Consider the following 26,938-nt stretch of genomic DNA (forward strand, 5'->3'; position numbering starts at 1 on the left):
TCGCGGCTAGTTCTTCGGAATTGGCTGCGAGCTTCTTGCTTATTTTGGCGATGTTGGCAATTTATTGTTTATTGTGCGGTTTGTTCCGGTAGTAAATTTATTTCATTTCGGGGTTTGCCTGATTTCGGGAAGGAAAATCCCGCCAAACAAAGATCTGACAGGGCACTTGCGGAGAATAGGGGATTCCAAAATTTTTTGCGCTGCCTTGCACCCACAAAAATTCTTGCCGTGCTAACAGTTGTACCGGTAGCACTAAGCCCTTGCGGGTGCGCAGTAGCCCTTTAGTTAATAGCTCCCGTTTGGGCAACAGGATCTGACTGGGTAAAGTTAGATACCCCAGATTGACCTGCCTAATGCAGATCACATAGAATAGCAGGCGAGAAGGAACTGCTTGTGATGGGTAAAGCTGGGTCCCCGAATGGGGGTAGGTCTTAATATGGACTGAGAATCCTTTGCTCCTGGGGTATGTTCCTTTTCCTATTTTCTCTTACCAGCTGCAGCCTTAAGACGGTCTAAAACATCAGCGTCTCGCCTTAATGAATCCACAACAAAATCTATTGCCTGCTGCGAATACGTATAACTTGGGTGCTCCTGTCCCACAGCCCGATTAAACGCGTATTGTTCGTTATTTTTCATGTCGTATTGGCTAACAAATAAATTAAAATCGTGCGTAGTAAATTTTTCTTTCGCGGCTCCGCGATACCTAAAAATTATTCCATCTCTTTTAGCTCGCTTATTGATAGCTTCACATGCACGCTTGTATGTGTAAATATATTTCTCTCTTGGGTCTATTAACTGCTTTGCTATAGCAAGACCGGCTTGAGCTTCTGGAGTGTGTCGGACAGCGAGATCTGCTTTTTTCGGATTCTTCACAACTACTAATTCTGTTCGGTAATAAGACGCATATCTTTCATTGCCGTCATCAACATCGAAAGCAATCTCGTTATATTTTTCGAGCATCCGCTGTGCTACTTCGGGCGGATATTTAGCTCTTACGAGGTCACCATCAATATCTGTGCGCGTCACGCTTAAATTGAGATAATTCTCAGGCATTACATCGCTAATATTTCTCCTGTGTAGACGTGTTGCGCAAGTCGACAATCTTATCCATGTTTTTGCGCAGTGGGTCTTTCTCGTTAGTAAAAACTTTTTTCAGGCAATCTTCAAGAGACAATGTTCGAGAGGAGTTTTTGTAATAGAGAGCCGCATTACCGTCACGTTGCAAAATTGTTGCTTTTAACATGAGTTCCCAAGCTGAACACAAAAATATTGCGCAGCCTTCCGCATGGTAACGGATTGTTGGACGGTTGTAGAGTTCAACAGCAAGCGTAAATAGCTCTTGAGATTTATTGAGGAGTCGCTCATAAAGAGCTTTTTGTTCTGAAGTATTCATGTCGTGCCTTGTCTTTGCTATTTTTTCATCCCATTCTGGCGGGATTTGAGATTCTTCACCAAGACTATCCAAAGGGTCTGGTTCGTGGTGTTGTGATGCTAAGGCGTATTTCTCGGCTGTGAGATCTTGTTGTATCTGGTTGATGAAAGCATCGGGTAGGGGCAGTGATAATTCTGGGACTTATGAGGTTTGGGCTAGAGCATCTTCCGCCTGACGCAGAATGTTAAGTGCTTTCACTTCCAACGCGGCGTATAAATCCTCAAACTCTGTAATAACGGTTTCGGGGATTCCAAAATTTTTTGCGTTGCCTTGCACCCACAAAAATTCTTGCCGTGCTACCAGTTATACCAGTAGCACTAAGCCTGAAAACGCTTAACCGCGTTTTCTTCACGGCTTAGCCCTTACGGGTTTGAATCCCTAGGATATAAAAAAAGTTTTTGCCAAGCAGACAAGCTACGTGGCAAAAACTTTGGCGGAGATAGGGGGATTCGAACCCCCGAGGGCTTGCACCCAACACGCTTTCCAAGCGTGCGCCATAGGCCACTAGGCGATATCTCCATTAATTGGATTCACTAACCGCGATCACATAATCGTAGCCACAAGTGTGAACACAGTAAGTTATTCTATCTGCAAACCGTCAGAAAACGAAAACCATTCGTGAAAGAGCTAAAGGTGGCTTTCATCTCACCATCATCGTGTATTAAATTTTGCTTTCCAAAATACGAAATATCACGTAGTATTGAGCATGGCTCTCCACGTGGCGTCATCTTCGGAACTCCCCCAGGGCAGGAATGCAGCAAGGGTACGAAGCTCTGGCGGGTGCGTGGAGAGTCCTATTTTCTGCTGCTACATATCCCACGCGCGTAGCCTTTGGCTGCTAGCGTTTGCGAGACTACAATTACAGACGTGAATGAACTAATCCTTGGTATTGAAACTTCCTGCGATGAAACGGGCGTAGCACTCGTGCGTGACGGCGAGCTTCTCGCTGACGTAACTGCTACCTCAATGGAAGAATATGCGCGTTATGGCGGGATCATCCCAGAAATTGCATCACGTGCGCATCTTGAATCATTTGTGCCCACTTTGGATGCCGCTCTTGAGCAGGCTGGTGTGGCGCTGTCAGATGTAGCTGCGGTTGCAGCAACTGCAGGGCCAGGTTTAGTTGGGCCGCTGATTGTCGGAGTTTCAGCAGCGAAAGCACTTGCACTTGCGCTTGGTAAACCATTTTACGGAGTGAATCACATCGTCGGTCATATTGCTGTCGATCAGCTCGTGCACGGCGATTTTCCAGAGAAATTCATTGGTTTAGCTGTATCGGGAGGGCATTCTCACCTGATGTTGATTCGGAATATTGCCACCGATATCGAGGAGCTAGGCGGAACTTTAGATGATGCGGCAGGCGAAGCCTTTGATAAAGTCGGACGGCTACTCGATTTACCTTATCCGGGTGGACCGCATCTCGATCGGTTGGCGCGTGAAGGTGATGCGCAGGCGATTCGTTTCCCGCGTGCGCTCCGTTCTGGCAAAAATAAAGCTGAGCATAAGTATGATTATTCATTCTCCGGTTTAAAGACGGCTGTTGCGCGGCATATTGAAGGTTTGCAAGCTCGCGGTGAGGAAATTCCGAGAGCTGATATTGCTGCTGGTTTCCAGGAAGCAGTTGTGGGGGCCTTGATGGAAAAGGCGATCATGGCTTGCCACGAAAATGATTGCGATACGCTTGTGATCGGCGGCGGGTTTTCAGCAAATTCGCGTTTGCGCGCATTGGCAGAAGCGGAGGCTGCACGATCTGGGCTAAAAGTGCGGATTCCGCCGATTCGTTACTGTACTGATAATGGCGCAATGATCGCAGCGCTCGGATGGGAGATGGTGCGTAATGGGGTAGCGCCGTCGCCATTTGATATCTCGGTAAACACAGCGCTTCCGCGGGAAATTACAATCGTCCGCTGAGTGTGATAGTTACGGTTGTGCATCACAAGGTACAGATAATCCACAGCTTCTTGTAAACTTCGATTCTCGCCGGTAAATTGCGTAGACTTGAGCCTGTGAGTATCGCTTTATATCGCCGTTATCGGCCAGAGATTTTTGAAGAAGTAATCGGTCAAGACCATGTGATCGAGCCAATTATGGCGGCCTTAGAAGCTGGGCGCACTACTCATGCCTATCTTTTTTCTGGTCCGCGTGGTTGCGGGAAAACTACTTCTGCTCGGATTCTTGCGCGTTGTTTGAACTGCATTGAATATCCCACCCCCACTCCATGCGGTGAGTGTGAATCTTGTCAGGAGCTTGCGCGTGAAGGTTCAGGTTCGCTTGATGTTGTAGAACTTGATGCGGCTTCGCACGGTGGTGTTGATGATGCGCGTGAACTACGTGAGCAGGCAAGTTTCGCCCCAGTGCGGGATCGTTTCAAAATTTTCATTATCGACGAAGCACATATGGTTACTACGCAGGGTTTTAACGCGTTGTTGAAGCTGGTAGAAGAGCCGCCGCCGCACGTAAAATTTATTTTTGCCACTACCGAGCCAGAAAAAGTGATTGGTACGATTCGCTCTCGTACACATCATTATCCCTTCCGTCTTGTGCCTCCGCCGGTACTTGAGGATTATCTGAGTGAAATTTGCCGAGATGAAAATATTGATTCTCCGCGAGAAGTACTTTCGTTGGTAGTACGTGCGGGCACTGGTTCAGTGCGTGATACGCTTTCCGTTTTAGATCAGATCATTGGCGGATCAGACGGGGTAAGTTTGGATTATGAACGAGCTGTTGCCTTGCTTGGCTATACCTCAGCGCATTTGCTTGACGAAGCAATAATGGCGATCTCAAATAATGCCGGGCTCGCGCTATTTAAGGTGGTAGATGCAATTGTTACGTCCGGGCATGATCCACGAAGATTCGTGGAAGATTTACTCCAGCGATTGCGTGATTTAGTGATTCTTTCACTCGCCGGCGAATCGACACGTGAAGTATTTATACAAGTGCCAGATGATCAGTTTGCTGCGATGGTAGAGCAGGCAAAAATGATCGGAGCGAAGCGTGCATCTCTTTGCGCCGATTTTGCGAATCAGACGCTTTCGACAATGGTAGGAGCGACGGCGCCGCGTTTACAGCTGGAACTTTTATGCGCACGTCTGCTCATGCAAACATTGCCAGATACTGGACGTTTGCACACGGTGGCGCACTCTTCTGGAGAAGCAGCTTCTTTGGAAAGTGCTGGTGCAGATGCTTTGAACCGATCTGGAATGAATGCAGTGAAAAATTTCGCTGATAGTGCGCAGCAGCCAAAAACAGCGGAAAAACCGCAGGTTGTAAATCCGTTATCGGCGCCGATGCCAGGTGTGGTGAATCCGCTGGCAGCTCCAATGCCGCAAGGTGGTATTGAAACGGCAAAGCCTCATCTTGGGCAGCGGCAAGAGCAGAGTGTGGATCTTGCAAACAATGGCATGAAAATCTCTGCAACCACTGGAATTAAGGCATCGGCAATGTCTGATTCGGCTGCCGTGCCAAGCAACAAGATGGATCCGAAAAGGATCCATCCAAACTCTGGCTCTGGGCCGCAAGTGCGTGTGCAAGCTGCGGAAAATGCTGCAATTTCGGAAAAATTGGGATCACCAGAATTTGCGAAGATCGTCGATCAATGGCCAGATATTTTACAAATATCAGAAAGTAAATCCAGCGCGGTTGCAGCGATCATGGAGCATTCGGCAGGGGCGGCTGCGCTTGAGCGAAATGTGCTCTCGATTTATTTTGATTCCGAGAAATGGGCGGCGAATTTCAATCAAACGATCCCGGCTCTCGATGTGGTAGCACGGGCAGTTTATGCAAAAACAGGCTTAAAAACGCGGGTACAGGGTGTGCGCAAGCGTGATGTGGATGATCCGGGAAATTCTGTAAAAACAGAAAATCGGATGCACACACAAACGGCAACGAGCAAAGATCAACTAAATCAAGAAGCAGGGCGGGGTGATGTCCCACGCCCAAAAGTTGATGCTCCGCAAAATCGAGCGGAGCATCTCGGTGCGGGCCATGATTTAGCAATTCTGGCTGATGCGGCAGTAGCTGAAAGATCAGCTGCAGCTGCAAGATCCACGGTAAGTGCGCAGGACGCGAAGAGTGCGGCGAAAGATCCAGTTGGTGTGCTGCGCCCCTTGCTTGATGAAGTTCGTGGAAAACTGGCAGGTCTGGATCCTGCCGATGCAGATTCAAGAAAAGCGGATACGGATCAGTTAGCTCTTTCCGGTCAAGAAGAGGCAGATATCAATGCGCAAACTTTGATTGAAGCTGAAACCGCTGCGCCGGTACAGGCGGGGATCCAAGCACCGGAGCGGAATTTTCACACAGATCAGGCAGTACCTGCGGAAAATATTGCTGCCGTTTCGCAAGAGCAGCCATTTTATCGTCAGGAATTACCAAAAATCCCCCCGGCGGAGATCCCTCATCCAGATATCCCGCCAGTGGAGATTCTGCCGACGAACGGTCAAGTACCACTCGATCCAAGATCTAGCGTCGAACGTTTCGGGATAAACTCTCAGCCGTCATCAGTAGCTGCCGCACATTTCAATACAGCAGCCTTCACCTCCCTTACGGCACAAAATTCTGATCCGATGGCGGCGAAAGGAAGTAGCGCTCCATCGATTACGGAACGTCTTGCTGCGCATACTGACGGTACAATGCCCACAGCAGACCCTTTTGCGGCACTGAATATGCAAGGCCCAATCGATGCGGAAGAATTTTCTGGCGACGAATGGGATGAAGTTTCAGTTGATGATCCGTCTGTGGCAGAATCTACTTTCGTTGGCGTGAATGTAGTACTTGAGCAGCTGAGTGGAAAAATAATTGAAGAAATTCCTCGGAATAAATAGAAAAGGCAGGATATGGCAGGCGTATACGACGGTGCAGTACAAGAATTAATCGACGAACTTGGGCGGTTGCCAGGTATTGGACCAAAGAGTGCGCAGCGGATCGCATTCCACCTGCTCGAAGCAGATGATTTAGAAGTGAAAGCACTTATTGACGCATTGATGGCAGTGAAAGAAAAAGTTAAGTACTGCGAGATTTGCGGCAATGTGACCGAAGATGAAATCTGTAGGATCTGCAATGATCCACGGCGTCTTGAATCAGTTATTTGTGTAGTTGAAGAATCACGCGATATCGTCGCGATTGAGCGGGCACGTGAATATCGCGGACGCTACCATGTGCTTGGTGGAGTGATCGACCCGATTGGTGGCGTAGGGCCGGAAGATTTACGGATCCGCGAGCTTTATGCTCGGCTTGCAAATGGGCAGGTGCAAGAGGTGATTCTCGCGATGAATCCAAATGTGGAAGGGGAGGCTACAGCCACCTATCTTGCGGTGAATCTTGCACAATTGGGTGTGGCAGTTTCCAGGCTTGCATCTGGTCTTCCGGTCGGTGGAGATCTTGAATACGCTGACGAAATCACAATTTCCCGTGCGCTTGAAGGGCGCCAGCGGGTCCACGCGCCAGGGCTTTAACAGCTAAATTATGATCTGGATGCATTGTGATTTAGCTTGCGCAAGAAATTAGAACGGCTCAAGCCATATATCCAGACCAATCTTCGTCAATAAAATCAGCGTCTTCAATTTCGTCACGACCAAGGAGTGCTTTTTCGTCAGGACGTGATGCGAGAATCTGATTGATATAAGACTGGGTGGCTTCCGGCATCATGATTTCGTAGCCTGCCTGCTCTGACATATACCAACGGTGGTCAAGGATCTCATGGAAAATTTGTGCGGGTTCGAGTTTTTCACGCAATTCGCGTGGTACTGCGCGAATCGTTGGTTCATACACATCTGACATCCACTCATGCGCAATCAACGAAATCGGTTGATCTGAATTTCCGCGGAGAGTCTGAAATTGCTGAATGTCGTTGATCATCCGGCGGGCTTGCTGCTCTTGCGCATCTAAACCGGTGAGCTTCATTAAGAGGCGCGAGTAATGCCCTGCATCCACGACTTTTGGGCGGATCCGCAACTGGGTGCCGTCAGTATCTTTCTGCATTACGAGTTCACTCACATCGAAACCGAGTTCATTTAAGCGTCGGACACGATTATCTACATGCCAGCGTTCATCGATTGAGAAGCTTTCTTCGCTTGTGAGCTCGTGCCAAAGTTGGCAGTAGCGTTCTTCGAAACGGTTTCCGATCTCGATTGCATCATATTCTTCAGAGAGGATCCCTCCGGCTTGCAGATCGAATAGTTCGCCAATGATATTCGTGCGCGCCACATCAATATCGTAAAGACGTTTTTTCTCGGAAAGTTTTTCAAACTTTTCGCCAGTTTCGGCATCTACAAGATATGCGGCAAACTCACTTGCGTCACGTCGAAAAAGTGTATTTGAAAGTGAGACATCCCCCCAGAAAAAGCCAAGCAAGTGGAGCCGCACCATCAGCACGGTAAGCGCGTCAATAAGGCGATTAACGGTATCGGTGCGCATCCCGCCATGACCGAAGACGGCACGATACGGCAGCGAGAATGAAAGATGCCGAGTGATCAGAGCCGCATTGAGTGGTTCGCCTGCACTGTTAAAACGATTAGTAATGACGGCAAGCGGCTCTACGCAGGGAGCATCAAGGCGATTTAGATCGCGGAGCGTCGCGTATTCAGAATGCGCAACCTCGCTGCTGATTTCTTTCACGGCAATAATCTGGCCGTTCAGCTTCACGAATCGCACCACGTGCCGCGAAATACCGCGTGGAAGTGCGGCGATAATATTTTCTGGCCATTCGCGTAGCGGCAGATCCCAGGGCAGGTCAATGAGGGATGGTTCCACCTGGGCAGACGTGATCTCCAATGCTGTCTTCATACCATTACCCTAATGCCCTTGTGCTGATTTTGCGAATTTTATGTACGGGCAGCAGGAGATTTCAGCTGCAGATTTAGTAGTACCTGATTTGATTCGTGCTCCTTCTGCGCTTTTGCGTTGAGAGCGTTTGCGCTGTATGCCGCAGATGCAAAAGCGCAGGGGGAGTTGGCTTGCACTTTTGCAGCCAACTCCCCCTGATGTGTAGCTTATTGAAACCTTTATGCTCCGAGGCGTTCACCCGTAGTTGGGGAGAAGTAATGTACATATCCAGCACGTGGGTGCAGGTGTAGTACATCGCCTGGATGTACGCGGCGCTCCGGTGGTACGCGCACCGTCATTGTTTCAGAATTATCGCCGGAACCAAAGCGTTCAGATTCGCGTTCAGCGCCAACGATTGTGCCGTAAACGTATGAATCGGAGCCAAGATTTTCGATGAAGGTCACTTGCAATGGGATCGAATTGCCTAAACCGTCAACGGAATCAAAGCTTTCTGGGCGCACGCCAATCGTTACTGTAGTAGCGCCTTCAGCCTTCAAGGCAGCAAGAACTTCACTCGGAAGTGTGAAGCGGGCATCGCCAAATACTGCATCATTGCCATCTACGCGCCATAAACCAAGGTTCATCGCTGGTGAACCGATAAAGCCTGCTACGAAAGCATTTGCCGGTTTGGTAAACATTTCCTCTGGTGAAGCGACTTGCTGCAAAATGCCATCCTTGATTACCGCAATTCGATCCCCCATGGTGAGAGCTTCAGTCTGATCGTGGGTCACATAAAGGGTGGTGACGCCAAGTTTGCGCTGCAGAGAAGCAATCTGGGTGCGGGTTTGGACCCGCAATTTTGCATCTAAGTTTGAAAGTGGCTCATCCATCAAGAAGACCTTTGGCTTGCGCACAATTGCACGGCCCATTGCCACACGCTGGCGTTGGCCACCGGAAAGAGCCTTTGGTTTCCGGTCAAGATATTCGGTCAGGTCAAGAATCTTTGCAGCTTCTTCGACGCGAGTGCGGATCTCCGCCTTATCTACACCGGCAATTTTCAGTGCAAAGCCCATATTGTCTGCGACCGTCATATGCGGATATAGCGCATAGTTTTGGAAAACCATTGCGATATCGCGATCCTTTGGAGTTACGTCAGTGACGTCACGATCCCCGATGAAAATGCGACCGGAATTTACATCCTCCAAACCTGCTAGCATCCGCAGCGAAGTGGATTTACCACACCCTGACGGACCAACAAGAACAAGGAATTCTCCATCCTCGATCTGGAGGTTTAATTTATCTACTGCAGGCTTATCAGCGCCTGGATAGACGCGCGTAGCGTCCTTAAAAGTAACGGTTGCCATTACTCATTTCCCTTCACCGGCAGGTACGTGCCGGACGATCCATAGTGAAAGGTGCTTTAAAAGCACGGTGAACACGTCGGTGTGTTCACTGCATAACATTATTACATAACTCACCCTGAATTTCCCCTGAACTTCCAAGAAGTGAGCTGCGACTCAGAAAATGTTTAAGCTATCGTTGTAGCGAGTGCATCGTGTGCCGGTGCGCTAAATGTGGAAATAAACTCGGGTAGTCAAGCCGTGTAAGAGGGGAGTGAGAATGCCAATGTGTGAAGAAAATAGTGTAACTGCGCCAAAAATAAAAACTGCAGCGAGATCAGATAACGCAGATGCAGCGAATTTCTTGCCCGCACTTTCAGCTGCTGCCACAGATTTACCGCGGATGCTTGATGGGTACCAGTTGATCAGGAAAATTGGCGCAGGTGGGATGTCCACCGTGTTTGAGGCAATCAGTCCTGACGGCACAGCCGTCGCCCTGAAGCTGCTGCATCCATCATTTGGTGATACAGCCAATGCGCGCTCCAGACTGCGCCGTGAAGTGGCAATGTTACAGCGTTTGCATGGAGATCATGTGGCGCAGATTCTTGATGCTGAGCTTGCTGGAGAAAACCTGTTTATCGTCACAGAACTGATTGAAGGGCTCACGCTTGAGGCGGATGTGCAGCGTGAGGGGCGCTATACTGAAGAAGATTTGGTACGGCTTGGCGAGCAACTTGCAATAGCGCTTTCTGCAGTGCATGATGCAGGGATATTGCATCGAGATTTGAAACCTTCAAATGTGATGCTGCGGGGTGAAACTCCAGTATTGATTGATTTTGGGATTTCGCAGGGTGGTGCCGATACGCGATTGACGCAAACTGGATTCTTGACGCATACGCCAGGGTTTTGTGATCCGCGTGTGATTCAAGGATGTGAGCCTGACGAAGCCGCGGATTGGTGGGCATTGAGTGCCGTCCTTGCGTATGCTGCTACCGGAGTGCGGCCTTTTGGGGGTGGCTTGCCGGCTGCGGTGATGCATCGCGTGCTGCATGAAACCCCAGATTTACCACATTTAGATCACCGGATTGCTGCCCTTTTTAGGGCTGCGCTTGTGCCTGATTTGACGCAGCGCCTCACCTATTCGCAGCTACTGATCGCGCTGGCAGATCCGCAGATTATGCCTGACCTCGTGGATCAGGGAACTTTGACTTTCAGACCGGAAGCGGTCGAACAAAATGTGCAAACTCGCGTGCTTGATGCCGAAATGGAGGCAGAAACGATTGCATTGGTATCTGGCGAAATCGATTTGCCAACCTTGCAAACAACTCAAGAAACTGCAGTGAACTCGTGGCAGGAAACTTTTTCTCTCGCAGCTGTGCAAAATGAATTTCTGGAATCTTCCCAGATGCAAATACCGCTAACCGAACCAGTGGCACAAATGCGCACACCGCCCTTAGCGCAAACCCGAAAGTATCCCGCGCCAAACTCTTTACCGCAAGGTGTGAATCAAATGCCAGCTCCGCAGATGGTTAGTGCAGCTGCGCTGACGGCGCAAAATCCGCTGCTTGCGCAAGCGGATGCGGGCAGCGGGGTAACTGATGTGAGTGAAAATTTTCTTGCCGGGTACACGATTAAACCCTTGAAACACTACCGCATGATCACGCTCTGCATCGGCGTATTTGTGGCACTGATTGGGGCACATCTGCCTTTGCTAACTATGGGTGGTGTGATCTGTGTGGGGGCGATCTTGGGTACTGTTGGGATTCTGCGTGAAAAACTTATTGCGCGCAGAATTCGGCGCGGGATGGCTGCGAATTCAGATTCTGGGATCTTGCTTGCTTATTTCCCGATTGCTTTCCTCTCTGGGATCTTGCGGAGTGTTTTTGCAGGCAGTCTGGGGGTGTTGAGTGGAGGTTTGTTATTGCTGGTTGGCGGCAGGAATTTGGGGGCAGGTGGAACTGCTGATGAGGTAGCTGCAGCCGGTCTTGCTTGGTTTGGACGGATCGTGGCAGCTTTTACGCAGTTTAATGGTGTGCCCACATTGTTTGCGTTTGCAATTGCGATAGTGATTTACTGGTTTTTCCCAACTTCGCAACCAATGCGAACTGGGCTGCGAGTAGCCTTGGAGCGTTTGATTCCAGCACGCAGATATTATTTCTACGGGCTCTTGCTGATGCTGCTTGCAATATTCTTTGTCTTTCTCTCCGGATTATTTTCCAGTTCTGGAAATTCGTGGCCGCTGTGGTAAATCGAGTTTGAGATTCGCGTCCACAAAAGTTTATTAACTGTTTATCGCAAGCCGATTGAGGTTATCGCCCGAGATATGTTTTGTATTGGGAAAACTATCACTGCATTTTTACGTGGTAGCAGTATTTATTACTGGGATGCACGCGCAGGGGAGAATATTTTTCCGCGCATGAAAGTATGCCGTCGTTGATGATAATTTCGCCGATGGCATGAAGGTATGGCAATGAGTGTGGTATCGGCATTGATAATATCTAGAATTCAAGTTGGATTTTGAAATGCCGCTGCATACTAGTTTCTCCTGACGGGAAGCGGAAATTCCGCTTGTGATCCGATTAGTGAAACTAAAGTGCACAGACTTAAAAAGAGGAATAAATGGGAGCGAAACAGACCCCGGGAATGACTGGTAATAAATTGACGAAGGAAGAACGTCGAAGTGCAGCGCGAGAAAAAGCACGCCTACTGCGTGAGCAGGAAGAAAAGCGTGCAAGGCGAAACCGGATTTTGCTGATCTTCGGAGTTCTTGCTGCACTTTTGCTGGTTGGGCTTGTTATTTTCAAAATCGTCAGCTCAGGAAATGCAAATGATACCGGTAGCTATGACGGAAAGGCTCGTAGCGCGGAATTGCAGAATGTACAAGCTGATTTTGGGATTGCCGTTGGAAAAGACGGAGCAGCGCTCGCGGCTCCCGTGGCAGATGTGCCGCAGGTGGGAGTGTATGCTGATTTGATGTGTCCGCATTGTGTCCAGCTTGAGCATGACTCAAAGGATGCTTATGAAAAGTTTATGCCTACCGGGAAAGTTGGCGTGGTGCATTATCCAGTTGAAATCATGAATACGGATTATGCAAAATATGGCACTGCAGCGTTATTATATGTGGCGACCTATGCGCCTGAAAGCTATACCAAGTTCCATACAGAGCTGTTCGATTACGCATACAAGATCATTGTGGAACGTTCTGCACAGATGCCGACGGCAGCAAAAATTGCAGATATGGCAAAAGCAGCTGGTGTACCTGCAGATATCGTGAATGATTTACCAGCTTCGATCACTTCTGAAGCATGGCAAAAGCATGTGCAAGCTGCTACCGAAAAGTTCCGTGAAGCTGGCTGGAAAGGTACTCCGACGGTGACGGTAAACGGAACAGAGACGAATGCTTGGGGTAATGGCGGGATGAAGGCTGTTTTTGCAGAAGCTTTAGGTGCCGCAAAGTAAAAGCGAACCGCATCGCATTGCAATCGATTTAACAGAGCTTGCTGCTGACTGATTTTTCGTGGATGCGGGAATCTGGAAAATGTGAGATTGGGGGTATTTGCGCTTCGATTGGCGCAATACCCCCTTTTTCTGGCAAGATATATTCAGCTACGATTTTTGAAAGTAAATCATGGCACAAAGCCTCCTTAGCTCAGTTGGTAGAGCGCCGCTCTTGTAAAGCGAAGGTCGTCAGTTCGAGTCTGACAGGGGGCTCCGATCAGAGAAAATAAATACGTGGTGTGCATTGCAAAGCATAATGCACACCACGTATTTATTTATTGTAGATCTTTGGGATACCTTTGGTTGATTTAACTCAAAGCTAGGTGAAATCAACCAAAGGTACTTAGTTCTCAGTTTTGTTTTTGCATTCTGCGGAAAATGAATCCGCCAGCAAGAACCAGCATCAATGAGATGTACAGAGCAATTGCACTATTGCTTCCGGTACTAGCTAAAGAGCTGGCATTTAACCCGTCTTTTGGCGCAATCGGAGCGGGAGCAAGTTTTCCAATCTCTGGTTTAACGATCCCTGCTTCGGCTTTGCTGATGCTGGGCTTTAGTGCCGCAGCTGGTTTTTCTGAAGCCGCGTTAAGCTTTTTATGATTTGGCTGAGCCACTTCTTTTTCTTTTTCCTGATCCGGAGCGGTTGCTTCAGATAAACGGTGCAATGCTGGCATTGCTGCAAGGATCACGCTTCCGCGTCCAGTTGGATTGGTGGCATTATCTGCACCAACGACCATGAGCATCCCTTTGTGTTCATTGAATCCGCGCACGATGCCCACGGATCGCCCGAGACGATGAGCACCATTTAGCTCCACTTTGAATTTTGGATCAATTAGCGCAAGATCAACCTTTCCGGTTGCTGCCGGCTTTGTATCAACGCTGCCTGTGAGAATTGAAGTATCAAAGGCGATAGCACGCGATGATTCTGAAATCCCGATTACAATCGTTCCGCTCATGCCATTTCGCGCTGGTACGGCACTTAAGCCGTAACCGAGATAATGTGAAGGACGTGAATCATAAATCCACCATCCGCGTGTGCCTTGCGCATCGCTAATAGGGTATTCCTGATCTGGGTCAATCATTATTGTGTCATGACGAGGCGCGCCAAGGACTACTGCAATTGCCCCGTTGGCTTTCGTCGGATTGGCGGCAACTGCAATATCGGCGTAACCATCATTATTAATATCGCCAAGTGGGGTGGCTGCGATTCCCAAACGATCGCCACCGCGAAGCGGTCCATTGATAATAAATCCGTCGAATACGCCAGCAACATTTACCAGACCACGTGATTTACCAGAGATCACCCAAGCCATCCCGGTCTTCTCAGCTTTTGCGCCGAATGCTGTGCCGTAGTATCCGCCGACGAGGAGATCATTAACTCCGTCACCATCTACATCACCGGCTTGGGTAAAGTTAAATACTGGCATATCCGGTGTGCCAACGATGCGAACTAAGGTATGCGGAGAATCTTCAAGCGTGATCATCCCTTTCGTAGCTGCGCCGGAAAGTACTACAATTTCACCGCCACGCTTATTCTTTGGGCTTGCTTGGGTTACTACAGCTACATCGGGAACGCTATCGCCATCCAGATCGCCAGCGCTGGTAACCATCCAGCCAGCACCTACTTTAGTGGCATTGGCAGCCAAGACGATCCCTTTCTCGCCGAGATCCGAGAGTTTAATTGGTGCACGTGAATCAGTGCCGAATACAATGTAGCCGCGATCAGCGTTATGGCTGGAAATGCCGATATCTTCTTTTCCGTCCTGATTGATATCTCCGACGCAGGATACATTAAATCCGGTGAGGGAACCTGCTCGTGGACCATAAATCTTGATTGCTCCAGTATCTGGATTGTCGAGATCGCCAGGAGCTGCCCCATTGGGCAGTACGTATGCAAGACCAACCATTCCGGTTTCTTTTTCTTGATGTGCCCATGCGCCGATAATGATGTCGTCTTTGCCATCTCCAGTGAAATCGCAAGATTTGGGAGCGATTGCTGCACCTGTGGCTGCGCCAGGCATTCCATACCAGTGCAAAATAGCATCTTTTGGTGCTTCGGGAGCAGGAACCTTTGCTGGGTCAAGATCGATTGGTTTGAGATTTGGTTTCGGATTGTTGTTGATTATTGGCATCCCAGCGAGTGTATTTGCGTTGGTGACGGGATTTTCTGAAATATCAATTCGCGTTGCTTTTACTAATGATTTCAGTGCAGATACATCGTTGATTTGGTTATCTCGTACCGAAAGATCCAATAGCTGAGTAAGTTTTCCGATTGGGGTAATATCTTTGATCTTATTTGTGCCAAGCGAGAGTTTTGTAAGTTTTGTGAGTGCATCAATGCCGTCAATTGCCGTAATTTTGTTGTGATGCAGCTGCAAATCTTTTAGCTTGGTGAGTTTTGCGATTGGCGCAAAGGAGTTGATCTGATTTTGTGAGGCATTCAAGAATTCGAGATTAGTGTATGCAGAAACTCGTGAGATATCCTGAATGTCGTTTTGGAGCAGTGAAAGATGTGTCAGATTTGGAAAGTCTCCGAAATCGCTGATCGAGGTGAGTCCTGCTCTAAAGAGGTATAGTTCTTTAAGTTTTGGAAGTGATGTGAGTGAGCTAAAATCTTTCACTTTAGTTTGATCGAGGCGCAGAATCTCAAGATTCGGGAGTTTGTTCAACGGCTGCACGCTGCTGATCTTTGTTTGTGTAAGGTTTAGCTCTTTCAGATTTGTTGCGTGCTGGAGGCCTTCTAAGCTGGTGATATTTGTTCCCACACATTCAAGTTTGGTTAGCGCTTGGACATGGGCGAGCGTTACTTCACCTGCGCCGCCAATCCGATTCCCGGGAACTCGGCGAATACATGCGCGGAGTTGGCTGTCTTTGATTGGGGACTGATCCTGATCAACTTTTCCGGCAGGTGGCGCTGGGAAAGGTTGGGTATTTCCTGTGTTTGCAGAATCACCGGTTCCTTCCTCGGGGGTGCTTGGGCTTGAAGTAGCAGTATCGGACGCAGGCGGTGTTTGTGGTCTTTCCGCTGCAGAAAGTACATTCACTTCGAGGTTAACTAGGAAACCAGCGGCAGTGCCGTATTGCGCGGTATATTTGCCTTCAGTGGTAAAGGTTTCAGCAAAATTTGGTGATTGCTTATTTGCTTTAAGTATTTCCCCTTTCTCATTTTTCACGACGGGTGCTGGATCTCCGACGTAGCGGGTCAAAATCGGGCGCTGGAGTTTTGCCGTGATTTTTACTTTGGAATCTTTTAGGGGAGATAGATCCCAAATTTGATTCTTGGAAAGTATTGCCGTTTTGAGAGATGTAATTTTTGCAAGTGGAGAAATATCCGAAATATCGTTCTTCTCAACATCAACTTTGGTGAGTTTAGTGAGTTTCTCGATTCCGTCCAAACTCTTCAGCTTAGTGACATGCAAGCTGATCTGTTGGAGATTGCTTAGTTTTTCAATACCTGTGAGAGAAACAATTTCTGCCATCGAGAGATTCAGCTCTGTAAGGTTTGTAAGCTTTGTCAGCTGGCTCAAATCATTGATCTTCCCAAAACTTCTGCAGTTCAGTGAGGTAACTTGATCTTCGCCTTGTGCTTCTTTTACTGCATCAGCGATACATTGTGCCAGCTGTTCGTTTACCGTCGGATTCGCAGAATTTTCTGCCGCGATGGCAGGAGTGGTGAGGGTAAAAGCGGCTGTACTGAGTAGCATGAGGAAGGCGGTGCTGATACTTTGCAAGCGCCTGCGCTTTTTGATGTGCATATCTCTCCTTTTGAGCTAGATTACAAATGCATTAGTTAGGTTAGCCTAACCTAACTATGTAGTGTGAAATTGTGGTTCATTGCACCTAAGGCAGTTTTTGAGCGCGCTAATGCATGAGCTGCGTAGTAAATTCGCACGTAAAAGTGCAAAAATAAAATTTTTTATCTGGAATGATGATTTTCGCGAAAATCTCTCCAGTTATAAACTGGAGAAGTTAGTCTTCAAGGAAGAAGAAAATGGAGAACCTAATGAGATCCCAAAGAATGCGCAAATTTGGTCATATTTTCGCAGTTATGACGGTATTTGCATTTATTTTCAGCACAATACAAGCTCCAGTGGGTGCTGTTGCCGCTGAAAATGTTTATCAGCTTTATCCGACGCCACAGGATGTGAAATATGGTGAAGGCGTGTTCACGCTCGATACCAGTGCGAATGTGGTTGTTGAAGACGGCATTGATCCACAAACACAAGCCCGACTCGATGAAGTATTAAAGCTGAAAAATATCAAGAAGGCCGGAAATCAGCTCATTAAAGAGCCGGGGAAAACTCAGATCCTCGTGGGAATAAAAGATTCTGGCAAAGCTGTGGATGAATATGTGAAAACGCTCAAGCGCGAAGCGGGTGTTAGCTTTTCTCCGGAGCTCTTCTCAGGCGCACATCATCAGGATGCCTATTTCCTTGCAACAATACCCGGCGAGAATGCGCGTCCAAATACGATTGTGATCCTCGGTAAAGATACCGATGCGGCATTTTATGGGTTGACGACGCTCTATCGGATTTTCCAGCAAATGCCACAGATGCAAGTGCGTGTACTGACAATCGAAGATTATGCAGATGTGATCACTCGCGGTTTTATTGAAGGATATTATGGCGAACCGTGGAGTACGGAAGATCGAGTAGAGTTAATGCGCTGGGGCGGATATCAGAAGTTGAACGCATATGTGTATGCTCCAAAAGACGATCCGAAACATAATGCGCAATGGCGTACGCTCTATACTCCTGAAGAATTAACGAACAAAATTGATCCGCTTGCAAAAGCGGGAAATGATTCAAAAGTACGTTTTGTGTACGCTTTGCATCCGTTCATGAATAAGCCGATTACCGCAAAAAACTATGATGAATCCGTGGAAATCCTAAAACAGAAGTTTACGCAAGTTATGGATCATGGGGTGCGGCAGATCGCGATCCTCGCAGATGATGCACCTAGCCAGGGCGCTGCGCTTTATACACGATTGCTTTCAGATATGACTAAATGGCTGGAGCAGAAGCAGGCAGAGCAAAATCCTGATGGAACAGTAAAATATCCAGGATTGAAGAAGACGCTGATTTTCTGCCCGGTAGCTTACTATGGTTTTGGAGAACCTTGGTATAAAGATCTTCCGGCAAATGTGCAGGTAGTAAATACTGGCGGGCGCGTTTGGGGCAAAGTAGACAATAAATTTGTGACACGATTCCAGCAGATGTCTCGCGGACGATCGCCATTCATGTGGATTAACTGGCCTTGCTCAGATAATGATAAGAATGCTTTGCATATGGGCGGGCACAATTCGTTCCTTGGCTCAGACGTGCGCCCAGGATCAGTTGAAGGCGTCGTCTTAAATCCGATGCAACAATCAGAACCAAGCAAACACGCAATTTTTATGAATGCTGATTTCACTTGGAACCTTTGGAGTTCTGAGCGTGATCAAGGGAAGCAAATTACCCACGCGGATCAAGCTTGGGAAGATTCTTTTTCTTATGTTGATCATAATTCGCCAATCGCTTCCGAATCTGCAAAAGCTTTGCGGAATCTCTCAGAGCATATGCGGCGAATTTTTGGCGGCGGTGTTGTTTTTGAAAATAATGAATCTGCTTCAGTAAAAGATCAGATTCTCGAATTTCAAACGAAGGCTGTAGCTGGTACAGCTACTTCTGAAGAAGTTGCGGCGATTGCCAAAATTTTTGCTGCCCTGGCGAAAGATGCGCAAACTTATCGGGCACAAGCAGGTACGCCACGGATGCTTGCACAAATTCAGCCGTGGATCGATGCTTGGGATGATTTCACTACGGCAGCAGCTCATTTCCTGAAGGCATACCAGGCGATGCTGAGCTCTGATGAGCGTGCAATGGTGGCTGAATATAGTGCTGCGAAAAATGCAATGGACGCTTATGGGAAGCATGGTTTTAGCTATATCAAAGAAACTCAGTACGCGAAGGTGGGGAAGATGTATCTTGCCCCAATGCTGGATGTACTGGCAAATAAACTTGCTGAGAAAGTTGTGCTTGCTGCTGGTCCTGAAGCGGATCTGACAGCATATATCACTTCGAGATCAGATGCTCCGGACGGGGGCGCATCGGCTACTGCTGCTTATGATGGTTCTGTTGCGACAAAGCTGATCTACAAGAGTCCAAATAAACTTGATGCAGGTACTTATTTTGGGCTTTTGAAAAGCAAACCTTTTGATTTGACGTCTGTGAAATTCGTGCAAGGCAATAAAGGTGGAAAAGATTTTATCGAATTTGCCAAATTGCAGGTATTTGATGGTAAACAATGGGTGGATGTAGCGAAGCAGGATAATCTCACTGGCGCAACAGTAGCAGTCTATGATCTTGCAGAAAAGAATGTGTATGGTGTGCGGCTGATTGCAAAGTCTGCAAATACGCAGGATGCATGGCCAACAATTGCAGAAATTGTGATTAATCCGGAAAAGCCGGTAGCGCCAGTGCCAGGTGTGATTAGTTCTCCGAGCACAGTTGTGTATCAGAATAATGCAGCTCGGCAAGCCAATGATGGTGACGAGGAATCGCTTTACTGGTTCCATAATTCTGGCGGAAATTACGTAAATGAAACGAATCCGCTCGTACTTACCTTCGCTGAGCAGACAAAGATCGATCGGGTGCTGTTGATGCAAGGACCGAAAGATCGGATTGGTGCAGGTACTTTAGAATATTCAGCTGACGGGACGAATGAATGGAAGAAGCTTGCTGATGTATCAAATGCAGTAAAGCAAAAATTTGATTTCCCGGCAGTGCTGGCGAAAGCAGTGCGGGTCCGACCAGATAAGCAGTATCCAATTTGGTGGCAGGTAGCAGAATTTAATGCGTATGCAGCGGTTGCGGCGCCAGCTCCTGATCCGCAGCCTGCGCCAGAACCACAACCGGCTCCTGGTCTAGACCCAGCTCCCGTCCCAAATCCTGATGAAAAGCCGGTGCAGCCGAGCGCACCAGAAAATCCGGTTGATCCGGTAAAGCCGGTAAAGCCCGCTCAGCCTGATCCAGCGGAAAAGCAAACAGCTCCGGAAGAGCCAAAATTGGATCACGAGAAAGTGGCGCAGACCTTAAAAGTAAATGGAGTCAGCGGAAAATTGCAGTTAGTGCGCGGAGAAAATATCGAGCTGTTGGTTGATTCTCTGCCGGTTGGGACGCAGGTTGTATTTGAGCTGCATTCGACGCCGATTGTACTTGGCAAGGTCACTGCGGACAATTCTGGAGTTGCGCGGTTGCGCGCGGCTATCCCAAGTAGTGTCAGCGCTGGTGAGCATGATTTATTCGCTAAGTTTATGCTCAATGGAAAGTCGGTAGTGCTCAAACAAGCTGTCACGATTGCAGATCCGCAGGAAACTGAAGTGATCTCGAAACTCGCGAAGACCGGTTCAGGGCTTGCTGGGTTGCTTGTAGTAGCAGTATTGGTCGGCATAGCTGGTGTTCGGCTAACTCGCAGGGGGATCCGGTAATCTCACAGCGTAAGCGAAATTGAAAAGGTTGGGCGGAGTTTGCGAAAAGTAAGCTCCGCCCGATCTTCATCCCGCGAATATTTAATTTTTATTTTCTCCAGTGTTTGTAAATATCTGAGGTATTCTTCCGATTTTTTCAGAAGACTGCGCAAATGGAAATTATTTCTCATGCGCGAGCGGAAAAGCACTGCCTGCATCCTTGCAAGCAATACACCGGCGGAAATAATTGCCGACGGTTGAATTTCATTTTTGCGACAAGACGTCGCGAGTATTGAGGGGTTAATTTTCTTCACGGTAGACTGCACTAGTGTTTAACCGCATGAATGCATCGGTTAGCGCATCGTTGATCAGTCTTTATGAATAGTAGTGGAGCGCGGAGGTGAAGCGACACATGCGAATTATCTACCTGCTATGTGGGTTTATCGCGCTTGGTTTAGCTACGCTTGGTGTAATTTTGCCATTACTCCCAACCACGCCATTCCTATTGCTTGCAGTATTCTGCTTTGCTCGTTCATCGGAAAAATTACATGCGTATGTGTTGAATCATCAAGTTTTTGGTCAGTATCTGCGTGATTATCAAAATCATGAAATGACCACCGGAAATAAAACATTCACGATGATTTTGATGTGGTCTGGGATGTTTCTCAGCGCGTGGCTTGCAAAGTTTAATTTAGCTGCAGTGATCACGCTTTTCGTGATTGGTACGGGCGTCACGATTCATCTTTTATCGCTCAGGAAACCACGAAGAAGGCGATGGCAGAACCGTCAGAAATATTCACATTCTGGTAGTGAGTGAAAGTATTTTTCATCGAAAAATACTTACTCATCTACTTTGCCGAATATAAAAAATAAATTTGGAAAAATTCTCCACGCAGAAAACTTTGTGCGCAGCACGAATCTGATATGCGACCGCTCTTGGGATCGCAAAATTATTCAGATCATGAGTTGAGAGAAATGCGGAGTGATTGATCGAGTTTCAAAAAGTCGGCACACTAATGGCAGGTGGTTGTGATGAATCACTACGGGCGTGAATCTGAAAGACGAAAGCAGCAAATTAATCCAATTGCCAGTCGATCGGTGCTGCGCCTTGCGCCTGAAGTAACTGGTTTGCGCGCGAAAATGGTTTTGAGCCAAAGAAGCCGCGACTTGCAGAAAGTGGAGAAGGATGTGCGGAAGCGATGATCGGAGTATCACCGAGTAGCGGAGTGAGTTCTTGAGCTTGTCTGCCCCAAAGAATTGCGACTAATGGTTTTTCTCGCTGCACAAGAGTTTTGATCGCAAATTCGGTGATTTCTTCCCACCCCTTTCCGCGATGCGATGCTGGTGATCCGGGGTGGACGGTAAGGACTCGATTGAGGAGCATCACACCGCGTTCGCACCATGCCGTTAAATCACCATGGCGGGCTGGCGAAATTTGTAAATCAGTTTGTAGTTCGCGATAGATATTTGTAAGTGAACGCGGGAGCGGAGCAACATCGCGTGCAACCGAAAAAGATAGCCCGATCGGGTGCCCTGGCGTGGGATATGGATCTTGCCCGACGATCAACACCCGCACATCTGCAAGTGGATAACGGAAAGCGTGAAAAACATCCTTTCCTGCAGGGAGGTAATTCCTGCCAAGGCTTATCTCACGACGAAGAAAATTACCCATTTGATGAATTTGCGGAGCAATCGCACTGAGCGCATTAGCCCAGTCTGGAGCCATGATTTCGCTTAGGCTGGAATCGGGTAGCGTAGATCCTTGGGATGTATTTTCTTGCGTCATAATAGTATTTTAGCGAAATGATAGCGCAAGGGGATGTGAGGCGATACGCATCCTGATTGTGAGGATCTTGGCAGGGGTAGAATGCGAACTTTGGAGATGTCTGCAAGCGCAGTGATTTTACAGTGATAGTGAAATGGGGAGAGTGCGCTTTTGTGCCACTGGGGATGCGCATGGAGAGAGGAGCTGGTAATGGCTGAAGGGGATGTGCAACTGCGTCAGAATTCTGTGCAGAAACTGCACAGCGAGCAAGAGCTTGCAGATCTGCAGCGGAAGATCTTACAAATTGAAAGTGGTTGGTGGAAAATTGCTGAAAGCCGCTCTGATGCAATAAAACAGCTATTAGGATTTTCAGAAACGCGTTACTACCTGATTTTGGGTACTTTGCTTGATTCTCCCGATTTTTGGAAACTAGATCCGCCACTCGTGGATCGATTACGACGCTTACGCGATCAAAAGTTAGCTGAGCGTAGAATATACCCAGAAGGTACAAACTAAGGTAGGCTGAGTCCGTGGTAGAGATTAAGAATCAGTACGCATTAGATGAATTTGATGAACTTGCTGCCAAACGGCAAACGTATGGAGCGCATCGTGGATATCGTCGGAAATACGGTTGGGTAATCGCATTGGCTGCGATTCTTGTACTGGCACCGATTGCGGGCGTGCTGGCTGGCGAGTGGCTTTCCAGTACGGGCGCAGCGAAAGAGGCTGCGCTGAAAGTGCAGGAAAAGAAAGCGGAAGATGATTCGGCAAGCGAAAAAGGCGCAGCGGAAGAATCACAAGTGGCAGGGTCTGATACTCCAGATAAAGCAGCTGATCCCAAAGCAGCTGCGGGTGCAAATGGTGAAAATCATGATCCGTCAGCGGAAGTAAAGCCGCCTGCTCCGGAGCCGAAGCCGGAGATTAAATTTGCAACTTCAGTGTCTGTGCTGAATGCTTCAGGGATTCAGGGGTTGGCGCGAGAAAAGTCACAACTGCTGCGCAATGCAGGTTTTACAAAGTTGGTAGTTGATAATTATCGTGGTCGGCGGATCGCGCAATCTACTGTGTATTACAGTGATGCTGCACTTGCAGACACGGCAAAGAAAGTAGCTGCTGACTTGGGAATCGTGAATATTGCGCAGAATGCGCAGATTGCGCGGGCAGGAAGTATTACGGCAATCTTGGCTTCACGCTAAGAATCTTTGGCTTGCATGAAACTTTCGGTAGCTTGCAGGCGGTGGTGAGCAGATCGATTTGCTGGAGTTTCGTGCAATTAGCTGGCAGTGAAAATACCTGCATCCTTTGCAATCTATCTTGCACTCATAGCCTGAGAGTGCCAGAATTTAATTAGCACTCGCAGTGGGTGAGTGAAAATTTTTGTCGATGAGAATTGCGTAGTTGCGAGATATGAACGTTTCTGCGCACTTCGTCCGTCGCGGGCATCGGCTAAGTGGCAATCTCCAACAGGAGGAAAGAAAAGCATGAGCAAGCTGATTGCATTTGATGAAGAAGCACGGCGCGGAATGGAGCGAGGGCTCGATACTCTCGCAAACGTCGTGAAAGTAACGCTTGGCCCGAAAGGCCGGAATGTAGTGCTCGAAAAGAAGTGGGGTTCCCCAACGATCACTAACGACGGCGTTTCGATTGCAAAGGAAATCGATCTTGAAGATCCGTTCGAGAAGATCGGTGCAGAGCTGGTAAAAGAAGTTGCCAAGAAGACGGATGACGTCGCAGGTGACGGTACTACCACTGCTACCGTACTCGCACAGGCTCTCGTGAAGGAAGGCCTGCGTAACGTGGTTGCTGGCGCGAATCCAATTGCTTTGCGTCGCGGGATTGATTTGGCTGTAACGGCAGTTGTCGCGCAGCTGCTCGAAAACGCCAAGGAAATTGAAACAAAGGATGAGATTGCTGCTACTGCAGCTATTTCCGCTGCTGATCCAGAAATCGGTGAATTGATTGCGGAAGCTCTGGATAAGGTGGGCAAAGAAGGCGTAGTGACGGTTGAAGAATCGAACACCTTCGGCACCCAGCTTGAACTCACTGAAGGTATGTCTTTTGATAAGGGCTACCTCTCACCATATTTCGTAACAGATGCAGAGCGGCAAGAAGCAGTGCTGGAAGACGCATACGTGCTGCTTGTTGAATCGAAGATCGCTAATGTGAAAGAACTTTTGCCACTGCTTGAAAAGGTAATGCAGACTGGCAAGCCGTTGGCAATCATCGCCGAAGATGTTGAAGGCGAAGCACTTGCAACTCTCGTTGTGAATAAGATTCGCGGTACCTTCAAGTCTGCTGCTGTGAAAGCTCCAGGCTTTGGTGATCGTCGCAAGGAAACCTTGCAGGATATGGCTATTCTTACCGGCGGTCAGGTAATTTCTGAGACTGTCGGCTTGAAGCTTGAGACGGCTGACCTTGATCTGCTCGGTCAGGCACGCAAGATCGTACTGACGAAGGATTCCACCACCATCGTGGAAGGTGCTGGTGCTGCAGAAGATATTGCGGCTAGAGTAGCTACGATCAAGTCACAGATCGAAAAGAGCACTTCCGATTATGATCGTGAGAAGCTGCAAGAGCGTCTTGCAAAGCTCGCTGGTGGCGTGGCTGTGATCAAGTCTGGCGCAGCTACTGAAACTGAGCTCAAGGAACGTAAGCATCGCATTGAAGACGCTGTACGTAATGCAAAGGCTGCTGTTGAAGAAGGTATCGTTGCTGGCGGCGGTGTTGCGTTGATCCAGGCTGCTGCAGCTGCTTTTGAAAAGCTTGACCTTGAAGGTGACGAAGCAACCGGCGCAAACATTGTGCGCGTGGCAGTATCTGCTCCATTGAAGCAGATTGCAGAAAATGCGGGCCTTGAAGGCGGCGTAGTAGCTGAAAAGGTACGTTCGCTCCCATCTGGTCATGGTCTGAATGCTGCTACCGGCGATTACGAAGATCTGCTTGCAGCAGGCGTGAACGATCCAGTTAAGGTAACGCGTTCCGCATTGCAGAACGCAGCATCGATCGCTGGGCTATTCCTCACCACTGAAGCAGTAGTAGTGGATAAGCCAGAACCACCAGCAGCTCCTGCAGCTGGCGGCGATGATATGGGCGGAATGTACTGATCCGTATCCCGGCGTTAAAGCAAATTTAAGTTAAGAGAGTTCTCGGCTCGCAATTTTCGCAAGCCGAGAACTCTCTTAATTCTTTATGTACTAATTGTGATAAAACAAAACTGATTTTAATAATCCGGCGCAGCTTCCATCCCATGCTTGATTTCCGCTTCGATTTCAGCTGGTGTTGCTGCTGAAATCGAAATTTTTGCCCGATCTTTAGACGGTACTTGAACAATTTTCGCCAGACGTTTCGGCTCAAAAACGTCATCAATTATTTCGAGCGAGGAAAGTGGAGCTCGCGTCGCTTTCCGGATCACGGTATCTCCACCGACAGTTGTGACTAATTCATAGTCAGCAGTGGTCTGTGATGTTCTTTTTTCTTCTGCTTCACTAATTTGATCCGCAATTTTGGCGGGTGTATTTGCGAAAGATTGTGTTTCTAAATCGGGATTTGCGAAAATTTCAGCAGCTGCACCTGCGCCTGCCGCTACAGCTGCAGAAAGTTCAGTTTCGTTTGCCGCAGTGGAAGGGAGCGCGCTGGTAGCTGCTGGATCAATCTTTTCTTCCCCTTCTTCAGCGCTGTTATCTTTACTGGTTGCCGGCACTGAGTGGATGGTTTCACGCGTCATTTGTTGCGTGAAATTTTCAGATTCGCGTGCTTCAGCAAGCTCCGCAGTAAGCCAGTCAAGCTCTGCCGATAAATTCTGCCGTGCACCGCTTTCCCATGTGGTAGCTAACGGAGAGATATAAAGTTTTTTCCGTGAGAGTAAGCGTTGCACAATTCTGATTCGTGCTGCGAGAAAATGTGTGAGTGGGATATGCGCATATTCTTCACGAATCCGTAATGCGTATTTCCTGTATCTTTGCGGTTCGACAGCTAATGATCCAAGGTGTGCATCACAAAGCGCATGTTGATCCATATCGATTGATTCAAATCCGCCAGTCTCAGCAAGTACTACTGTGCCCGCCGCTGTGGGAGAGCCTGGGCTAAATTCACAGCAGTGAAAAGCATCGGTTTTTGCTGGTTCTGCGGTCACAGATGCTGAGTCGCAACGTTCCGTTCCGCGCTTTTTTAACCCGATGATGAGTTTCTTGACCGTTTTAATTTTTTCTGTGGGGAGCCCCAGTTCGCTCAACTTCGCTTCTGCCATCAAAGCAGAAGCACGTTCATCTTCACCACCATTACGGGTATAGACGTCGAGATCCGCGGTAGAAAAGACGATTCCGTGAAACCAGGTGGCTAACCGCACTAAATCAGCATTTGGTGTTTCTGGCGCAAGCGTATCGACTCGCGAAAGCATATCGAGTAAATGTTGGAAACCGTGCTCAGATCTTCCTGGGGCCCGCCATTGCGAAATCAACTCATTACAGCAGCTGATAATTTCTTCACGTGTAGCACTCGCGCCAGCATTGACCATTGCGCGCAGAAAGCTTTGTGCGACCCACTGTGGGACGTCTTTTGATTCCATCAATCCTCCAAAAAGGCAAAGACGAAACACATCCTATACTGAAATAGCCGTATCGGCGAATCTGGTGTACTTTCTCGCATTCTTGGAAAAGGAATTTCGCAGTGTAATAATTCCTTTTCCAATGAATCTGTTT

At 48.2% G+C, this 26,938-nt stretch carries 19 protein-coding genes, 2 tRNA genes and 1 other RNA gene; 12 read left to right on the forward strand and 10 right to left on the reverse strand.

The features are described from left to right. Positions 1-477: 477 nt before the first annotated feature. The 4 genes from J2S36_RS06635 to J2S36_RS06650 form a co-directional block, all read right to left on the reverse strand. Positions 478-1,053 carry a hypothetical protein gene (locus J2S36_RS06635; RefSeq protein ID WP_309956754.1) on the reverse strand — a complete coding sequence of 192 codons (576 nt, stop codon included), beginning with the start codon at positions 1,051-1,053 and terminating at the stop codon, positions 478-480. 7 nt (positions 1,054-1,060) lie between these two features. Beyond that, a complete protein-coding gene (locus J2S36_RS06640) occupies positions 1,061-1,465 on the reverse strand; it encodes a DUF3644 domain-containing protein (protein ID WP_309956756.1) in 405 nt (134 codons plus the stop codon). Positions 1,466-1,573: 108 nt separating this feature from the next. Next, complete coding sequence (locus tag J2S36_RS06645) at positions 1,574-1,708, reverse strand: hypothetical protein (RefSeq protein WP_309956758.1); 135 nt, start codon at positions 1,706-1,708, stop codon at positions 1,574-1,576. Between the two features lie 155 nt (positions 1,709-1,863). Then, positions 1,864-1,951: transfer RNA gene (locus tag J2S36_RS06650), tRNA-Ser, on the reverse strand. A gap of 186 nt (positions 1,952-2,137) precedes the next feature. On the opposite strand from J2S36_RS06650, the gene ffs reads away from it, so the two are divergent. The 4 genes from ffs (at position 2,138) to recR (ending at position 6,882) form a co-directional block, all read left to right on the forward strand. Further along, positions 2,138-2,232: signal recognition particle sRNA small type (gene ffs / locus J2S36_RS06655), an RNA gene on the forward strand. A 58-nt stretch (positions 2,233-2,290) separates the two neighbouring features. Then, complete coding sequence (tsaD, locus tag J2S36_RS06660; protein WP_374717346.1) at positions 2,291-3,343, forward strand: tRNA (adenosine(37)-N6)-threonylcarbamoyltransferase complex transferase subunit TsaD; 1,053 nt, start codon at positions 2,291-2,293, stop codon at positions 3,341-3,343. 95 nt (positions 3,344-3,438) lie between these two features. Next, positions 3,439-6,252, forward strand: coding sequence for a DNA polymerase III subunit gamma and tau (locus J2S36_RS06665; RefSeq protein WP_309956762.1), 2,814 nt, complete (start codon positions 3,439-3,441; stop codon positions 6,250-6,252). Positions 6,253-6,264: 12 nt separating this feature from the next. Further along, positions 6,265-6,882 (forward strand): recombination mediator RecR, encoded by a 618-nt coding sequence (recR, locus tag J2S36_RS06670; protein ID WP_309956764.1) that lies wholly within the window; start codon positions 6,265-6,267, stop codon positions 6,880-6,882. 58 nt (positions 6,883-6,940) lie between these two features. On the opposite strand, the gene J2S36_RS06675 is transcribed toward recR, so the two are convergent. Both J2S36_RS06675 and J2S36_RS06680 read right to left on the reverse strand, forming a co-directional pair. After that, complete coding sequence (locus tag J2S36_RS06675) at positions 6,941-8,212, reverse strand: DUF4032 domain-containing protein (RefSeq protein WP_309956766.1); 1,272 nt, start codon at positions 8,210-8,212, stop codon at positions 6,941-6,943. 218 nt (positions 8,213-8,430) lie between these two features. Beyond that, entirely contained in the window at positions 8,431-9,555 is a 1,125-nt protein-coding gene (locus J2S36_RS06680) for an ABC transporter ATP-binding protein (RefSeq protein WP_309956769.1), read from the reverse strand. Positions 9,556-9,811: 256 nt separating this feature from the next. Here J2S36_RS06680 and J2S36_RS06685 point away from each other — a divergent pair, with 256 nt between their 5' ends. The 3 genes from J2S36_RS06685 to J2S36_RS06695 all read left to right on the forward strand — a co-directional run bounded on the left by J2S36_RS06685 (position 9,812) and on the right by J2S36_RS06695 (position 13,242). Beyond that, positions 9,812-11,779 (forward strand): serine/threonine protein kinase, encoded by a 1,968-nt coding sequence (locus J2S36_RS06685; protein ID WP_309956771.1) that lies wholly within the window; start codon positions 9,812-9,814, stop codon positions 11,777-11,779. A 371-nt stretch (positions 11,780-12,150) separates the two neighbouring features. Continuing rightward, positions 12,151-12,990: a DsbA family protein gene (locus J2S36_RS06690; RefSeq protein WP_309956773.1), complete on the forward strand. Its 840-nt coding sequence runs from the start codon at positions 12,151-12,153 to the stop codon at positions 12,988-12,990. A 179-nt stretch (positions 12,991-13,169) separates the two neighbouring features. Then, positions 13,170-13,242, forward strand: a tRNA-Thr gene (locus J2S36_RS06695). Positions 13,243-13,379: 137 nt separating this feature from the next. Here J2S36_RS06695 and J2S36_RS06700 read toward each other — a convergent pair. Next, positions 13,380-16,784, reverse strand: coding sequence for a leucine-rich repeat domain-containing protein (locus tag J2S36_RS06700; RefSeq protein ID WP_309956775.1), 3,405 nt, complete (start codon positions 16,782-16,784; stop codon positions 13,380-13,382). Positions 16,785-17,020: 236 nt separating this feature from the next. Here J2S36_RS06700 and J2S36_RS06705 point away from each other — a divergent pair, with 236 nt between their 5' ends. Beyond that, on the forward strand, positions 17,021-20,497 hold the full coding sequence (locus J2S36_RS06705; protein ID WP_309956778.1) for a beta-N-acetylglucosaminidase domain-containing protein: 3,477 nt from the start codon (positions 17,021-17,023) through the stop codon (positions 20,495-20,497). 2 nt (positions 20,498-20,499) lie between these two features. On the opposite strand, the gene J2S36_RS06710 is transcribed toward J2S36_RS06705, so the two are convergent. Then, complete coding sequence (locus J2S36_RS06710) at positions 20,500-20,790, reverse strand: hypothetical protein (RefSeq protein WP_309956780.1); 291 nt, start codon at positions 20,788-20,790, stop codon at positions 20,500-20,502. Positions 20,791-20,876: 86 nt separating this feature from the next. Between J2S36_RS06710 and J2S36_RS06715 the strand changes: the two genes are divergently transcribed. After that, the gene (locus J2S36_RS06715) at positions 20,877-21,293 is read left to right on the forward strand and encodes a YbaN family protein (RefSeq protein ID WP_309956781.1); all 417 of its coding nucleotides are present in this window, start codon (positions 20,877-20,879) and stop codon (positions 21,291-21,293) included. A 258-nt stretch (positions 21,294-21,551) separates the two neighbouring features. On the opposite strand, the gene J2S36_RS06720 is transcribed toward J2S36_RS06715, so the two are convergent. Further along, entirely contained in the window at positions 21,552-22,262 is a 711-nt protein-coding gene (locus tag J2S36_RS06720) for a uracil-DNA glycosylase (protein ID WP_309956783.1), read from the reverse strand. A gap of 189 nt (positions 22,263-22,451) precedes the next feature. Between J2S36_RS06720 and J2S36_RS06725 the strand changes: the two genes are divergently transcribed. The 3 genes from J2S36_RS06725 to groL all read left to right on the forward strand — a co-directional run bounded on the left by J2S36_RS06725 (position 22,452) and on the right by groL (position 25,345). After that, positions 22,452-22,757, forward strand: a complete 306-nt coding sequence (locus J2S36_RS06725) for a DUF3263 domain-containing protein (RefSeq protein WP_309956785.1) — start codon at positions 22,452-22,454, stop codon at positions 22,755-22,757. A 14-nt stretch (positions 22,758-22,771) separates the two neighbouring features. Beyond that, complete coding sequence (locus J2S36_RS06730; protein ID WP_309956787.1) at positions 22,772-23,437, forward strand: LytR C-terminal domain-containing protein; 666 nt, start codon at positions 22,772-22,774, stop codon at positions 23,435-23,437. A 285-nt stretch (positions 23,438-23,722) separates the two neighbouring features. Further along, a complete protein-coding gene (groL, locus tag J2S36_RS06735; protein ID WP_309956788.1) occupies positions 23,723-25,345 on the forward strand; it encodes a chaperonin GroEL in 1,623 nt (540 codons plus the stop codon). Between the two features lie 116 nt (positions 25,346-25,461). Here groL and J2S36_RS06740 read toward each other — a convergent pair whose 3' ends face one another. Further along, positions 25,462-26,805 (reverse strand): HD domain-containing protein, encoded by a 1,344-nt coding sequence (locus tag J2S36_RS06740; protein WP_309956790.1) that lies wholly within the window; start codon positions 26,803-26,805, stop codon positions 25,462-25,464. Positions 26,806-26,938 lie beyond the last annotated feature (133 nt).

This window comes from Arcanobacterium hippocoleae (assembly GCF_031456295.1).
In the GTDB taxonomy this organism is placed as follows: Bacteria; Actinomycetota; Actinomycetes; order Actinomycetales; family Actinomycetaceae; genus Arcanobacterium_A; species Arcanobacterium_A hippocoleae.